The sequence below is a fragment of the Shewanella sp. H8 genome, assembly GCF_040285065.1.
GTDB lineage: Bacteria > Pseudomonadota > Gammaproteobacteria > Enterobacterales > Shewanellaceae > Shewanella > Shewanella polaris.
Window position 1 is genome coordinate 1,134,748 of record NZ_CP157213.1, and the last position, 16,251, is coordinate 1,150,998.

Below are 16,251 nucleotides of genomic sequence, written 5' to 3' on the forward strand. Positions count from 1 at the left end.
AGGTGACGGGTGTTTATTTTATGACTAATACACTAGTCTTGAACAACAAAAAGAGCGCAGAATGCGCTCTTTTACTGGATTTTATCGCTAAATGTTAACTGCGACGGAATACAATTAAAGTATTAATGTATTGACGTCAAAATTGAATGAATCGTCAATATCTTGTAATTCCTTGAGTAAACGCTGCTTATCTTTGATGGCTTCAATTTCACGCCATTTGCGTTTTTTTGATGAGCTTTTTGAGCGGCTTGGTCTTTCAACAACTTCGTCTAGCGCACCACCATAGTCTAATCGATCCATGGTAACCTCCCTTGTTATTATGATGTCTCTGCATAAATAAGTATCATATTTCAACTATAGGTTGCAATACTTTAGTTTCATTTATGTTACTAATCGGTAACAGTTTGATGAATTTCTGCAGCGGTTTTAATATTCTATGATGCGTTTTTAAATGAATATTGAACATAAAAAAGCACCTTCAACAATTAATGCTAAAGGTGCTTTATCAACGGTTTTTCTCAAATGTGTTAACAGACCGCAGTTCGGGAGGGTAACAGTAATAAATTATCTGTTTATTCCGTATTGAGGTTAAGTATTAAAGCTGTCCCTTACGGTACAAATTGATCAGCGCATTACTTGATGAGTCTAACTGACTAGCCTCTTCTGGTGCCCCAATACGGTCTAATACGTCATTACCCAGCTGTTTACCTAGTTCAACTCCCCATTGATCAAATGAGTTAATTTGCCATATTGCACCTTGAACGAAGGTCCTATGTTCATATAACGCGATTAACGCACCTAATGTGCTCGGTGTCAGTTTGTCCATCAGTAGAGTATTACTCGGTTTATTACCTGGCATCGCTTTATGCTTGGCAATAAGTGCTATTTGAGCGGGTTCCAATGAACTATTATTTAGTTCAGCAAGTGCTTCATCATAAGTTCGACCCTGCATTAACGCTTGAGTTTGCCCAAAGCAGTTAGACGCAAGTTGATCATGATGTTTGCCCAGCGGATTATGGCTTTGCAATGGCATGATAAAATCAGCAGGAATCAGTGCTGTACCTTGATGTAATAATTGATGATAAGCATGTTGGCCATTGGTGCCTTCACCGCCCCAAATTACTGGGCCCGTGCTGTAATCAACGTCAGTACCATCTAAGGTCACTGACTTACCATTACTCTCCATGTCTAATTGCTGGAAATAAGCCGGTAGACCCCGCAAATAATGATCATAAGCTAAAATGACGTGTGCTTGAGAACCATGGAAATTGCTATATAACACCGATAGCATTGCCATGATCACGGGCATGTTTTGTTCAATAGGCGTGTTAGTAAAATGCTCATCCATTTGATGTGCACCATCTAACAAGTCTTTAAAGTTATCCATGCCAATAAGTAGCGCTATTGGTAGACCAATGGCTGACCACAACGAATAACGTCCACCAACCCAATCCCACATTGGGAATATGTTGTTAGCGTCCATACCAAACTCTGTTGCCTTAGCCACATTTGACGTTACTGCCACAAAATGTTTAGCAACATCTTGTTGGCTTGCTCCTTGGGCCAAAAACCAGTCTTTGGCACTGAGTGTATTTGTGAGCGTCTCTTGAGTGTTGAAGGATTTTGACGACATAATAAACAATGTTGTTTCAGCATTGAGATTTTTTAACTTTTCACAAAGAGAGGTAGCATCAACGTTAGCGACAAAATGGCAGTTAATCCCACCTTGCCAATAGGGTTTTAGTGCTTGTGAAACAATTTTTGGTCCAAGAAACGAACCACCAATTCCAATACTCACAATGTCTGTGATCGCTTTACCGGTATAACCTTTCCAATTGCCAGATTGTACTGAATCAACAAATTTAGCCATTTTAGCTAATGTTTGTTGTATTTCAGGAACGATATTCACGCCTTCAGCAATAATTGTTTGAGTGGCTTTACTGCGTAATGCAGTATGCAATACAGCTCGCTGTTCAGTGTTGTTTATCATATCACCATTGAACATCGCGGTGATTTTTTCACTTAATTTGGCTTCTTTAGCCAGCGAAAATAGTAACTTAAGTGTTTCATCGTTCACACGGTTTTTAGAATAATCTAAAAACAGACCACAAGCCGTAACACTCATTTGTTCAAAACGTTGTGGGTTTTGAGCAAATAATTCACGCATGTGAGGTAATTGACTTGTATGGGTTTGAAGCGCTTTCCAAGTCGTACTTTGAGTCAGTGTCGTCACGAGTAAAACCTCCAACTAGCTTAATTTTGCTGTTAACATCACTTCTAGTTTGCCTTGGTCGATGGCAAAATTACGAATACCTTCGGCTAATTTATCAACTGCCATCGGGTCTTCATTAAACGCCCAACGAAATTGTGATTCAGTCATTGGTGTTGGCGCACTATGTGTTGCTGTAGTAGCAATCAATTTCTGACTGATTTTGACATCAGTGTTAGCCAATTCTTCTAACAATGCTGGGCCAATGGTTAGACGATCACAACCCGCTAGCTCAATAATCTCCCCGATACTTCTGAAACTTGCGCCCATCACTACAGTGCTATAGCCATGCTGCTTATAATAGTTGTAGATTTCAGTAACTGATACCACTCCTGGATCGTTTTCTGCAGTATATTCTTGACCAGTATCTTTTTTATACCAATCTAAGATACGACCAACAAAAGGTGAAATCAGGTATACCCCCGCTTCAGCACAAGCTCTTGCTTGAGCGAAACTAAACAGTAAAGTTAGGTTACAGTTGATGCCTGCTTGTTCAAGTTCTTTAGCCGCGCATATACCTTCCCAAGTTGAAGCCAATTTAATCAGTATACGTGATTTATCAATTCCAGCTTCTTGGTACAATTTGATTAGCTTGTGGGCCTTATCAATTGAGCGTTGTTTATCAAATGATAAGCGAGCATCGACTTCAGTTGAAATTCTGCCCGGTACGAGCTTTAAAATTTCTGCACCAATATTCACAGCAAGTTTGTCACCCGCATCTTCAATTTGTTGCTCAATATTGTTGCTTTGAGTTTTGGCCCATTCAACTGCATTCTCAATAAGGAAAGCATACTCAGGGATCTGAGAGGCTTTTAGAATAAGTGATGGATTAGTTGTAGCATCTTCTGGCTGGTAACGTTTAATCGCTTCTATGTCGCCAGTATCAGCAACTATGGTTGTGAATGATTTGAGTTGCGCGAGTGTGTTGGCCATGGGAATTTCCTCTCGATAAGCAGTGAATATAGATCAATATCTTTATTAGAAGCGATTTTAGGGATTATTCCAACTTTATTTGTAAAAAAATTACGAAAAAAGCGGTTATTTTTACTTATTTAACGCCATTATTGTTGCTAAAAAGACAGAATAGATTAATGAAGTAGAAAGTGACTTGCAATATTATGTCCGCAAGGTCAATGACAGTCGCATTTAGATTCAGTTTAGGTTGTTCTGAAAATAAAAAAGCCGCTGCAAGCAGCGACTTTTAAAGTGTAGCGTATTATTGTGACAATTAACGCATTACAGGACGTTTTTCAGTACCAGTAACGATTGCTTCAATACGACGGTTAACGCGGTTAGCTTCAGCTGAGCTACCTTGCATAACTGGTTTAGTTATACCGTAACCAACAGAATTGATACGGCTCATGCTAATGCCGTACTTTTTGTTTAGTGAATTTGCAACAGCTACCGCACGACGCTCAGAAAGCTTCATGTTGTATGCCGCTTTACCTACGTTAGACGCATGGCCTTGAATAGATACAGTGTGTTGCGGGTATTTATTTAAATGATCAGCAAGTTTTTCTAAATCAGCAAATGAACCAGAACGGATATCAGCTGAATCATTAGCAAATAAAATACCACCTAAGTCATACTTAGTTGTAACGTTTTCATAAACAGTACAACCAGTCGCATCAACTTTATGAGTTGATGGAGTGTCTAGACATTTGTCTATGTTGTTTGTTACGCCATCTTTGTCATCATCACCAAGAGCAACAACAACTGGTGCAACAACTGGAGCGGCAACAGGAGCGGCAACAGGAGCTGGAGTACTAGCACCAAAACGGTAGCTTAGTTCAAGGCCCCAATAATTGCTTTCCATTGAAAGCGTGTCCCACTTTTCTTCGTCAAGATTTTCATAACGACGATATTTGGCTTGTAACTTTAAATTATCGGTAAAGTTATAGCCAACACCTGCACCAAGGTATGGTGCAATACCGCTATCACTGTAATATTCAGTGTTGTATTCTTTTTTGTTCGAGATTAGGTAGTTAAATGCACCAGCTTCAGCCGATAAACTCCACTTGTCTGCAAGAGGGTAAAAACCAACAAAACCTAATGCAACGCCACGAGCGCCAACATCATTGCGTTTGTCTGAATAATCAGTCCATTCAGCACGGCCAAGGTCACGATAACCTAATTCAATACCAACATATTCGTTAAATAAATAACCACCAAATACGTCCCAAGCATATGGATCATCTTCACCACATACTTTCATGGTTTTTTGGTCACAATTTGGTTCATAGTTATTGACGCCTAAACCTGCACCAACATACCAAGGCGTTAGTTCTTCTGCAGCAGAAGCAGCAAAAGGCAACATAGATGTGAGTAATACTACTTTTAATGTGTTCTTCATCATATTTAAGTCCATTGTTATTTTACTCCACCATTTATGCATGTAACGGAGTTGTTATAGTCATGCATTGCTGACACTTAATGTGGTGTTCCTTTGTATTTTAGCCAGCGGCGCAATTATGGTCGGTAATTAGATGTTTTTCCATAGTAAAAAGATTAATTTTTAGTAATGGTCAATAAAATGTCATCGTTAAAAAGTTGGCGTTAATTAAGAAAATCTAATTAAAACATGGCGTAAACATTGTTTTTTGAATTTAAAATAAATGGTCGGAAATTGTGAATATAATCTTTATATTTAACAAGTTAGTGAGATATAGCCTAAAGATGCAACATTTTGAGCGGGTTAAAACAAAAAATACGCCCTAAAGGCGTATTTTTGTTAATAAAATGTATCTAGTTAACGAGTCCATACCCAGTTTTCGATTTCTTCTGGATCCACACCGTGTGCTTTTATGTAGTTTTTATGGTCAACCAAGCGTTGCAGCATGTCGGTGGTGATAGTCACATGTTGTGATTCATCAATAACGCCTTGCTGGAATAACTTGTATGCCATATCGATAACTAGATGGTAGCGAGAAGTACCGTTACGTACACCCATATCAAATGGTGTAGTCGTTGAACCTTCTTCTTCATAACCTTTAATACGGAAGCGACGGTTACCTTTATAATCAAATACCAGTTTTTTGATAGTATTTGGGTAACCATGGTAGTTAAATACCACACCTTTATCTTCAGTGAAGACTTCATCCATCATCCAAGGCTTGCTTTGGAATTTAATACTACCTAAGCCGTCACTGTGAAGTTCTGATACGCTCACAAAACGAATACGTACTCTAGGTAAGATTTCACGAATAAGTACTAGTGAAGCCATACATTCTTGAGTGGCGTAATCACCACAACCTGCAAGTACAACATCTGGATTTTCGTCAGAAGCAAAATCCCATATCATTACACCATCTTTACTTTGCTTACGGGCTTCATCTAATGATAACCATTGTGGCAATGATTTTTTACCGGCAACGATGATATTAAGTTTATCTCGGTCAGCATAAGCTCGTTCAGTATAAACCAAGGTGCTGTTAGCATCTGCAGGTAAATAAGCTGAAATAATGTCTGGATGTTTTTCTAACATTGCGCCTAAGAAAGACGGATTCTGGTGAGAATAACCGTTGTGATCTTGACGCTCTAATAGTGATGACAACACAATGTTACATGCAGGAATTGGCTTACGGAAATGAATCCCTTGACTTGCATGAACGTATTTACAGTATTGATCAGCCATTGAGGACACTACCTGTGAGAACGATTCGTAGGTAGGGAACATGCCATGTCGGCCTGTTACTGTGTAGCCGTGTAACATACCAAATAACAAGTTTTCAGATAACAATTCAATAACACGGCCATCGCGAGACATATCTTGGTCCCAGCTTTCGATTGGCCATTGCCATGCGCGGTCAGTTTCTTCAAACACTGCTTGTAGCTGGTTAGAATAAGTTTCATCCGGGCTGAAAATACGTAGATTACGTTGATCACGGTTTAGTTTGAATGCATCACGCATCCATTCACCCATTTTCAACATCGAGAAACCACGTTGGCCACGATGTGTTTCAGAACCATAACCTAATTTACTTAAGTCTGGGTTTGCTAAAGCACGAACCACTTCTCCGCCGTAGCTTAGGCGTTGACGACCACAACATAAATCTTTTGGTGGCATTAATGATAAAATGTCTTTATCAAATACAAGTTCGCCACTTTCAGTTGTTTGTACTAGTTCATCGAATTTATAGCTTGCTAACCATTTATCAAGTGCTTCAAGGTGGCCCTTATCTTTAGCACAATTGCTCACTATAACCTGATGAGACTCACAGTTACCGGCTAGTTTTTTACCATCATATTCAGCGGTACCAGTCCAACCTTTGGCTGTTCTCATTAAGATAACAGGCCAGCGAGGCTTGACGACATCTTCGCCAGAACGAGCACGGCGTTGAATATCGTTAATCATGTCATATGACAAGTCCATTGCAGCGGTCATTTGTTCAAAAATATCGGTTTCCATTTCATCATCAACGATGATTGGGTGATAACCAAGACCACGGAACTCTAAATCCAGTTCTTCATGACTCATACGTCCCATACGGGTAGGGCCAGAAATTTTGTAACCGTTAATATGTACTATTGGTAACACAGCACCGTTGTTATTAGGTGAGACTAAACGGTTTGCATACCAAGATGCAGCTAATGGACCTGTTTCGGCTTCACCGTCGCCAATTAAGCAGGCAGCAATAAGATTTGGATTATCAAGTACAGAACCCCATGCTACAGACAGTGAATAACCAAGTTCACCACCTTCTAAGATTTGACCTGGCGCTTCTGGGTTTGCATGTGATGGATAACCATAAGCCGCTGAGAATTTCTTACATATATCTTCAATACCAGTTTCTGTATAAGGAATCGTTTCTGGGTAAAAATGGCTTAACGAGCCTTCAACAAATAAGTTAGCTTGCACGGCAGGGAAACCATGACCAGGGCCTACAAGGTAAATAAATTCACGCTTATGTTTAACGATTAGACGGTTAATGTTTGCGTAGACAAAGTTAATTCCAGGACAAGTCCCCCAATGACCTAGTAGGCGAGGCTTGATATCAGTATGTTGTAAAGGGCGCTTGTAAAGTACGTTTTGCTTGAGATAAATCTGCGATGTCGCAAGGAAATTCGTAGCTCTTACGTATTTTTTTAGCGCGATTATTTCATTTGAATTAGTCATTATGACCTCGGTTTAAAGTAAAAATAATAATTAATTAACTTTCTTTGAGAACACAGTATCTGTAATTTTGTTACAATAATGTGGCCTTTATCTAATTTTTGATCAATGCTTTTTCATTGAAATAGCATTTCTGGTCCATTAATCAGTAATTGATTGAAACTTAATAACGATTTACAATGATTTAAAAATAGATTGTCAACATCAAATTGGTAAAGCGTGATTTGTGTCGCTTATGGTTTTCTGTTTAATTTGTGTTACTTCAAAGTATTATTTACTTTGATAATGTCTATCGTTGTTAATGTGACTTACGTATTCACTGTTATTACCCATCAATACCTATTAATCCACGGCCATTACCTTTTATAATGGCGACTTTACGCAAATACCTTTGTATTCGTATTACAGTTTGAAATATAGCAGCTTGCACATGAAGTGCTTGGTCTGTTACTTATGTGATTTATATTCAGCGCAATGGCTTAATAGCAGTGGCTTGATAAAAAATAATAACCTATTAATAGGGAAGATTAGTCAATATGGCGATGTTAGAAACGATTATTAATTTTATGAATAGCTTGCTTTGGGGCAAGTTATTAGTTTATGGACTGGTAGGAGCAGGATTGTTTTTTACCATTCGTCTCGGCTTCATTCAAATCACCCATTTTGTTCATGGCATTAAAGTATTGGCAATTAGCCGTCGGCCAGGTAAACATGGGTTATCATCCTTTCAAGTTTTTTGTACCAGTATGGCAGCACGTGTAGGTGCGGGTAACATGGCCGGTGTCGCTGTTGCTATTGGTGCAGCAGGACCTGGTGCAGTGTTTTGGATGTGGGCGATTGCGGTGCTTGGTATGGCTACCGCAATGATTGAGTCAACACTTGCCCAGGTTTATAAAGTCAAAGATGGTGATGGCCAGTATCGTGGTGGACCTGCATATTATATGGAGAAAGGCCTTGGTCAGCGTTGGATGGGGGTGGTTTTTTCCTTATTGTTAATTTTAGCATTTGGCCTGGTATTTAATGCTGTCCAAGCTAACACCATTACAGGTGCAATGACTCAAGTGTTTGGTTTTGAGCCTGTTTACGTTGGAATTGGTATTGTTATTTGCAGTGCATTTGTGATTGTTGGAGGCCTTAAGAAGGTTGCGAAAGTATCTGAGCTCATCGTGCCTATTATGGCAATTGCTTATATTGCTATTGCCTTTGTTGTAGTGGCAATGAATATTGAAAAATTACCCGATATCTTTATGTTGGTTATTAATAGTGCATTTGGCTGGCAAGAAGCTGCTGCTGGTGGTGTGGCTTACAGTGTTGCCCAAGCAATGCAAGCTGGTATTGCTAGAGGATTGTTTTCAAATGAAGCGGGCATGGGCAGTGCCGCTAACGTAGCCGCAAGTGCATCACCAAACCCTAATCACCCTGCCTCTCAAGGGTTTGTGCAGATGATGGGGGTGTTTGTTGATACTATTGTTATTTGTACTGCAACGGCAGCCATTATTTTATTATCTGGTGATGCGGCATCTAGCTCTGATGGTATTGCTAAAACTATTAGTGCACTGACTAGCCATGTTGGCGATTGGGGCGGGGCATTTATTGCTTTTGCTATTTTACTTTTCTGTTTTACTTCTATTATTGCCAATTATTCTTATGCAGAAACAAATGTAATGTTCTTAACGGGTAATAGTAAAAAAGCCCTACCGATATTTCGTGTGGTAGTTTTAGGTATGGTGATGTTTGGCTCTCTGGCTAAAATTAGTTTGGTATGGGATTTAGCCGATGTATCAATGGGATTAATGGCCATCGTTAATATTGTTGCACTGTTGCTGTTGTCTAGTCTCGCGATTCGAGTCATTAATGACTATCGTGAACAAATTGATGCGGGGATCGATCCCGTTTTTGATACCAGTAAGTTTCCTGAACTAGCAGAACAACTAGAAGAAAAAATTTGGCCTAATTCTGAAGAGGTGGCCGAAAAATAATATTTACCTATTAAGGTAATCGAAAAAACCATGCTACTACAGCATGGTTTTTTTATATCAGTTCAGTATGATGACATTATGATTTTATCCGGAGCGTACTTATGCTGGTTTTAGTTTCACCTGCGAAAACATTAGATTTCGAAAATCCACCTATCACTAATACCCATACTCGACCGTGTTTACTTAAACAAAGCCAAACATTGATTGATGTATGCCGTGAATTAACACCAATGGATATTGCCAGTTTAATGAAAGTAAGCGATAAAATTGCCGGACTAAATGCTGCGCGTTTTGCTGACTGGCAACCACCGTTTACCCTTGATAATGCCAAACAGGCTATTTTCGCGTTTCGAGGCGATGTGTACACAGGATTTGATGCCGATCATTTATCTGAATCGCAAATGGCCTCTAGTCAAAAGCATCTGCGGATTTTATCAGGTTTGTACGGTTTACTTAAACCGTTAGATTTGATTCAACCGTATCGGTTAGAAATGGGCACTAAGCTAGCAAACCCACAGGGAAGCAACTTATATGCTTTTTGGGGCGATACTATCACTACTGAAGTGAATAAGGCATTGAAAGAGCAGGGCGACGATATTATTGTTAATTTAGCATCGAATGAATACTTTAAATCAGTCAAGGTTAAGCAGCTTGAAGGGCAATTGATTACGCCAGTGTTTAAAGATTGTAAAAATGGCCAATTTAAAGTGATTAGCTTTTACGCCAAAAAAGCCCGTGGATTGATGGCTCGTTATATCGTTGACACTAAACCTACGACAGTAGAACAATTAACTAAATTTGATCTCGACGGTTATTATTACAGCGAAGTGCAATCGACGCCTGCAGACCCCGTGTTTTTGCGCAATGAACAAAAATAGCTTATTTTAGGGCCTGTTGATCTTTCAAGGTTGTTTTTGCAGCGAATTGTTGGTCATTTGTACAAGGCAGAGACTTTGTGGTGTAGTTATTCTACATAAAAAGTCGATAACGCAGTAAAAATGACCAACAAACGCTGCCCGAAGGGTTCGGCTAAAAACGTTTTACTCTTTGTTGAGCGAATTTAGCTTAGATTGCTAGGCAGCAATCCGCTCGCCTCGATTAAAACGTTTTTATCTCGAACAAAATTCAACCTGCAAAGATCAACAGACCCTAATCTTTACGATAAGAATAATCAGTTTTTGCTGACCAATAAAAAAGCCCTTAAATAAGGGCTTTTTAGTTTTTAAGTTTGAACTCGAACGAGTTAAACTGGCTAGTGCTGACCTTTTTTCTTAGTGACGGGTCTTAAATCAATTTCAGATTGCGCCATCATATAAGCAAATTGAACATAAGCTGCTGCACTTTGTGCCAACTTTTTAGGATCAATTTTATCCAAAGTATCATTTGGGGTGTGGTGATAATCAAAGTAATCTGTACCATCTTGATTTAACGATGCAACAGGTACGCCCAATGCTGGCAGTATCGACACATCAGGTCCACCTGAGGCTTGATTGTTGCCTAATTCAACCCCGTTTAATGTCATAGCAGAGTGTTGTTGCTTAACTTGCTCAAAAGTGGCGGGATTAACATTAAAGTCAATTTTATAAACCGGTCCTGCGCCAAAATCAGATTCCGCTGCAATATAATGCTTATCTAACTCATCAGCATGTTGTGCTGCATAGGCTTTACCACCCACTAATCCCACTTCTTCAGCCGCGTATAATACGACTCTTATAGTGCGTGCAGGCTTTTGTGGTAAATCTTGAATAAGTTTAGCTGCGGTGGTCACAATGGCGACACCTGCACCGTCGTCAATCGCACCAGTGCCTTCATCCCATGAATCAAGGTGAGCGCCTATAAGAACTATTTCATCAGGTTTGCTGCTTCCCGTGACTTCAGCAATAACATTATAAGAGGTGGCAATACCAAGGCTTTCTGAGGTCATATTTAATGATAAGGTGATATTTGGATCGCGTTTTAGCATTGCATTAATTAAATCGGCATCCGGATTTGACATAGCCGCCGCAGGAATTTTAGGCGTGCCTTCTTCATAACGCATCATACCTGTGTGAGCCATTCGGTCATGATCGGTACCAATAGAACGGATAACAATAGCAACAGCACCTTTTTGAGCTGCGGCTATAGCGCCTCGAGAGCGTCCACTAACGGCTTCACCATAACCTTTACCCGTAATGTGTCGCTCGGTCTTATGGTCGATAAAGACTATTTTTCCTTCAATACGACCTGGGGATGCATTGGACAACTCTTCTAAACTATCAAAGCGAACAATAGGCGCTTGAATACCCTTAGCCGGTGTGCCAATGCTGCCACCTAGTGCGGTAATGACAAGTGGTTGTTCATAAGGGGACACGATACTTGCGTGAGCATGTCCTCTAGACCAAGCTGGAACTTGAACCGACTCTTTGTAGACTTTATCAAAACCGAGCAACCACAGTTTTTCCATGGCCCATTCAACGGCGATAATATCTTTATCTGTACCTGTTAAACGCGGACCGACTTCAACCGTAAGTGACTCAACAATGTCATAACTCAAACTTGATGATAAAGCCTGCTTGGCTAATTGTTGGCTAATTTTGGCATCATCTGAATTATTGATCTCTAAATTGGTTGTATTCGATTGGGTGGAACCTGTGGTTTGACAACCCATTAATGCGGCAAATATCGCTCCTACCAGCGTCACTCTTTGATATTTTTTCATGAGTTTCCTTTGATTATTTTAGCTATGTCTCATTTTTCACAACAATCTACCAAAAAGTGTGCTTTATGTCCCGACTCAATTTGTAAGGGAACGCTATATTAGGGCGGGGTTAGATGAGGAGAAAGAGCGCGTGATGAATATAGAAAAAATGCAACATCAAGCTGATCATGCGGTCGTGTTGCTAAAAGCCTTAGCAAATGAGCGTAGACTGTTTATTTTGTGTCACCTACTTAACGAAGGTGAGATGTGTGTTGGTGAAATGAATAAGAAGCTGGGATTAAGTCAATCTGCTTTATCTCAACACTTGGCGTGGCTTCGTAAAGACAATTTAGTCTGTACTAGGAAAGAAGCCCAAACTGTTTTTTATTCATTAAAAAGTCATGAGGTAAAAGAGTTAATCCAAGTATTAAATAATATGTATTGTTATTAACTTAACTCCGTAAACGTCTTAACTAATGCATCTGATTTATGATGTATTAAGTTAAGACGTTTAGTTTTAACTGATACATGGTGTGTGTCGTAGTAAACGCTAATCAATTACATATGTATGAAAGCATAATCATTCTGCACACTCAGTACTGTTAACCATCATTTAAGTGTACAACTCATTATCGAAATAAATCCATTTTCATTCTGTACAAAATCCCACAATTTATTCATTAGCCTTATTGAACCTAAATCCCAATACCTGCTTTATTTATTTTTTCATTGTTCTTCGTAATGCTTGACGGCCGTTTTCGGATAACTTCCAGTATGTTTTTCTTAGATGATTTATGTTCGGCAGCATTGCGGCTATGACTAATTAGTACAGAATTGATGACGTCAAAGGTCTTAGATTTGAATGGTATTGTTTTTTAGCGGTGCAACATTGTTGCAGAGAAGTTATATTGCTAAGCGACAAGATGATTACATTTCTAGATGAATTATTGGTTGTTGAATGGGGTGGCTAAGGGGAGGCATAAGATAAGCTGGTAAAAAACAGGTATAAAAAAACCGGCCTAAGCCGGTTTTTTAAATCTTAAACAAAAAACTTAAGCTGCAATAGCTTTAATTTTTGCGTTTAAGCGAGCCTTCTGACGAGCGGCTTTATTCTTATGAATAAGACCTTTAGTCGCCATACGGTCAACAATTGGTTGTGCAGTAGCGAACGCTTCTGTAGCCGCTTTATGATCACCGCTTTTGATAGCCGCGATGACTCTTTTAACGTATGTACGTAACATAGAGCGACGACTAGCGTTATGCTGGCGACGCTTTTCAGACTGAAGCGCGCGCTTCTTTGCAGACTTGCTATTAGCCAAGGTGCAACTCCTAAAAACTGGATTTGATACTTTTAAGGCCGAGGAATATGCCTGCTTTTTATCGTTTTGTCAACGACTGCAATTAAATATTTATCATAAAGATAAATTAATCCAATCTAGCGTGCCTTTCTTCAACCCAACTCGTGTAATATGTGGCGCATTCTACCAGCTCTTGAGTCTGTGTGACAGAGTTATAATCGAATATTTGTTATAAAACCCATTAATTTTCTTACAAGTGATTGAGTGTCCGGGGGCTGTTTGAGCAAAAAATTATTTAAATCAGGTTTAGTCGTAAGTGTTATGACGCTGATTTCGCGAGTATTAGGTTTGGTTCGTGATGTGGTCATTGCTAATTTAATGGGCGCAGGTAGTAGTGCAGATGTATTTTTCTTTGCCAATAAAATTCCCAATTTTTTAAGGCGACTATTTGCCGAAGGTGCTTTTGCTCAAGCGTTTGTTCCGGTATTAACTGAATATCAAGAGAAAATGACGCCAGAAGATACCCGTGAGCTGATTAGTAAAGTGGCAGGAACGTTAGGCGTGCTGGTGACGATAGTGACTTTGGTCGGTGTTGTTTGTTCACCCGTACTGGCAGCTCTTTTTGGTGGTGGCTGGTTTGTTGACTGGTTAAATGATGGACCTAACGCCGAAAAATTTGAACTTGCTTCCGTTATGTTAAAAATAACCTTTCCTTATTTATGGTTTATTACCTTCACGGCCTTAGCGGGTTCGATACTAAATACTCGTGGCCGTTTTGCTGTATCAGCCTTCACTCCGGTATTTTTAAATGTTTCTATTATTGCAGTAGCTATGTGGTATGCGCACACATTAGAAAATCCTGAAATCGGTTTGGCGTGGGGTGTTTTTGTTGGTGGCTTAATCCAGTTTTTATTCCAAATTCCATTTTTAATCCGTGAGAAAGCTCTGGTTAGGCCTTCTTGGGGATGGAATCATCCTGGTGTGGTAAAAATTAGAACATTAATGATCCCCGCTTTATTTGGGGTATCGGTTTCACAAATCAATTTATTGTTCGATACATTTATAGCGAGCTTTTTAATGACGGGGTCTATTAGCTGGCTTTATTACTCCGATCGTTTACTTGAGTTTCCTTTGGGCTTATTTGGCATTGCTATTGCGACAGTTATTTTGCCAGCATTATCGCAAAAACATGTTAATGCCCAAGGAAGTGGTTTTAATCAAACCATGGATTGGGGAGTTAAAGCCATTTTGTTATTAGGTACTCCGGCAATGTTAGGTCTAATCATTCTCGCAAAGCCAATGCTGATGGTGTTGTTTATGCGCGGTGCATTTAGCCTAAATGACGTTGAAATGGCGTCATACAGCTTGGTTGCTTATGGCTGTGGTTTATTGAGCTTTATGATGATTAAAGTCTTAGCTCCGGGATACTATTCACGCCAAGACACTAAAACGCCAGTTAAATATGGCATCATTGCCATGGTCTGCAATATGGTGTTCAATCTTATTTTTGCGATTCCATTTGGCTATGTAGGTTTAGCTATTGCAACATCAATGTCTGCGCTGTTAAATGCGAGTTTGTTATATCGAGGTTTACATAAAGCGGGCGTTTATCAAATGAGCCGTCAAACGTTGTTTTTCTTATTTAAAGTGATCATTTCAACCGCCTTGATGAGCATTGCTATTTTGTATTTTATGCCACAGCTTACCGTATGGTTAGAATTGCATACCTTTGAGCGTATGCTTATGTTGATTGAGCTTATTGTCGGTGGGGCGGTTATTTATTTATTGAGTTTACTTCTCTTAGGTGTCCGCCCATGGAAAATTAAGCATCAAGGTTAATTTATCCTATTATGAATGGCTGAGCGAATATCGACGGATTATCCTAAATCCGGTGTAATAATCTGAGCTTGAAACTCGCATCTGACATCTGTTTGGGTATATAATCTGCCGATTTGCTATAGGCAGTATTGAGCGTAATGGAATTAATCCGCGGTATACACAATATTTTACCTTCCCATCATGGTTGCGTTTTGACCATCGGGAATTTTGATGGTGTTCATCGTGGCCATGCGCAGGTGATAAGCAGCTTGGTTAATAAAGCGCATCATTTTCAACTACCTGCAAGGTTAATGACCTTTGAGCCTCAACCACAAGAACGTTTTCGTGGTACTGATGCGCCAGCTCGCCTCAGTCTTCTACGTGATAAAATTAGATTGTTAGATGAGCTTAAAGTTGATCAGTTACTTTGTATCAATTTTACAGCTGCCTTTGCCAGTCAACCTGCGGAAGCGTTTATTGAAGAGTTACTGGTTAAAAAACTTGGGGTTAAATATCTTGTTGTTGGTGATGATTTTTGCTTTGGTAAAGGTCGTTTAGGTAATTTTGATATGCTGGTTGAAGCCGGCAAGAAGTTTGGCTTTACGGTTGTCAGTACCCAGAGCTTTGTTGTTGGGTCATCACGGGTAAGCTCTACTGCAGTGAGAGAACAACTAGCATTAGGGCACTTAGAACAAGCAAGACGTTTATTGGGTCATCCTTTCATTTTAAGTGGTAAGGTTGCTCACGGACAAAAATTAGGCCGTACAATCGGTTTTCCAACCGCCAATATTGCACTAAAGCGACACGTTGTGCCTGTTCGAGGGGTGTTTGCTGTTCGTTTGTATTGGGATGGCAGTGATATTTACGAGGGTGTCGCCAATGTGGGCTTTAGACCAACTGTCAATGGTCAAACCTGCAGATTAGAAGTCCATTTGTTTGATTTTGATAGTGATTTATATGGCAAACGAGTGGAAGTAGAATTAGTTGCAAAGATCCGTGATGAACACCCTTTTGATTCATTGGACGCGCTAAAAAAACAGATTTTAAATGATGCAAATGAAGCTCGCGCTTTATTTAGTAACGATGCTAGCTGAAAC

The 16,251-nt window shown here is 39.6% G+C and carries 12 protein-coding genes; 5 read left to right on the plus strand and 7 right to left on the minus strand.

Annotation, left to right across the window (positions count from 1 at the left end):
• Nucleotides 1–114: 114 nt before the first annotated feature.
• From ABIS04_RS04985 to ABIS04_RS05005, 5 genes are all read right to left on the minus strand, one after another.
• The gene (locus tag ABIS04_RS04985) at nucleotides 115–300 is read right to left on the minus strand and encodes a DUF3545 family protein (protein WP_137222261.1); all 186 of its coding nucleotides are present in this window, start codon (nucleotides 298–300) and stop codon (nucleotides 115–117) included.
• A gap of 295 nt (nucleotides 301–595) precedes the next feature.
• Nucleotides 596–2,233, minus strand: a complete 1,638-nt coding sequence (gene pgi / locus ABIS04_RS04990; RefSeq protein ID WP_350432783.1) for a glucose-6-phosphate isomerase — start codon at nucleotides 2,231–2,233, stop codon at nucleotides 596–598.
• Between the two features lie 15 nt (nucleotides 2,234–2,248).
• Nucleotides 2,249–3,202, minus strand: coding sequence for a transaldolase (gene tal / locus ABIS04_RS04995; RefSeq protein WP_137222257.1), 954 nt, complete (start codon nucleotides 3,200–3,202; stop codon nucleotides 2,249–2,251).
• Between the two features lie 295 nt (nucleotides 3,203–3,497).
• Nucleotides 3,498–4,625, minus strand: coding sequence for an OmpA family protein (locus ABIS04_RS05000; protein ID WP_350432784.1), 1,128 nt, complete (start codon nucleotides 4,623–4,625; stop codon nucleotides 3,498–3,500).
• Between the two features lie 393 nt (nucleotides 4,626–5,018).
• Nucleotides 5,019–7,385: a phosphoketolase family protein gene (locus tag ABIS04_RS05005; protein WP_140233609.1), complete on the minus strand. Its 2,367-nt coding sequence runs from the start codon at nucleotides 7,383–7,385 to the stop codon at nucleotides 5,019–5,021.
• Between the two features lie 539 nt (nucleotides 7,386–7,924).
• On the opposite strand from ABIS04_RS05005, the gene ABIS04_RS05010 reads away from it, so the two are divergent.
• Nucleotides 7,925–9,361 (plus strand): sodium:alanine symporter family protein, encoded by a 1,437-nt coding sequence (locus tag ABIS04_RS05010; RefSeq protein WP_137227321.1) that lies wholly within the window; start codon nucleotides 7,925–7,927, stop codon nucleotides 9,359–9,361.
• Between the two features lie 101 nt (nucleotides 9,362–9,462).
• On the plus strand, nucleotides 9,463–10,239 hold the full coding sequence (gene yaaA / locus ABIS04_RS05015; RefSeq protein ID WP_350432785.1) for a peroxide stress protein YaaA: 777 nt from the start codon (nucleotides 9,463–9,465) through the stop codon (nucleotides 10,237–10,239).
• Nucleotides 10,240–10,613: 374 nt separating this feature from the next.
• On the opposite strand, the gene ABIS04_RS05020 is transcribed toward yaaA, so the two are convergent.
• A complete protein-coding gene (locus tag ABIS04_RS05020) occupies nucleotides 10,614–12,059 on the minus strand; it encodes a M20/M25/M40 family metallo-hydrolase (RefSeq protein WP_350432786.1) in 1,446 nt (481 codons plus the stop codon).
• A gap of 133 nt (nucleotides 12,060–12,192) precedes the next feature.
• Here ABIS04_RS05020 and ABIS04_RS05025 point away from each other — a divergent pair, with 133 nt between their 5' ends.
• On the plus strand, nucleotides 12,193–12,489 hold the full coding sequence (locus tag ABIS04_RS05025) for a metalloregulator ArsR/SmtB family transcription factor (RefSeq protein WP_137222247.1): 297 nt from the start codon (nucleotides 12,193–12,195) through the stop codon (nucleotides 12,487–12,489).
• A gap of 601 nt (nucleotides 12,490–13,090) precedes the next feature.
• Here the strand turns inward: ABIS04_RS05025 and rpsT are convergent.
• Complete coding sequence (gene rpsT / locus ABIS04_RS05030; RefSeq protein WP_137222243.1) at nucleotides 13,091–13,357, minus strand: 30S ribosomal protein S20; 267 nt, start codon at nucleotides 13,355–13,357, stop codon at nucleotides 13,091–13,093.
• Nucleotides 13,358–13,615: 258 nt separating this feature from the next.
• On the opposite strand from rpsT, the gene murJ reads away from it, so the two are divergent.
• Together murJ and ribF are read left to right on the plus strand one after the other, a co-directional pair.
• Nucleotides 13,616–15,175: a murein biosynthesis integral membrane protein MurJ gene (gene murJ / locus ABIS04_RS05035; protein WP_140233612.1), complete on the plus strand. Its 1,560-nt coding sequence runs from the start codon at nucleotides 13,616–13,618 to the stop codon at nucleotides 15,173–15,175.
• 137 nt (nucleotides 15,176–15,312) lie between these two features.
• Nucleotides 15,313–16,248: a bifunctional riboflavin kinase/FAD synthetase gene (gene ribF / locus ABIS04_RS05040; protein WP_137222237.1), complete on the plus strand. Its 936-nt coding sequence runs from the start codon at nucleotides 15,313–15,315 to the stop codon at nucleotides 16,246–16,248.
• The last annotated feature ends 3 nt before the right edge of the window (nucleotides 16,249–16,251 follow it).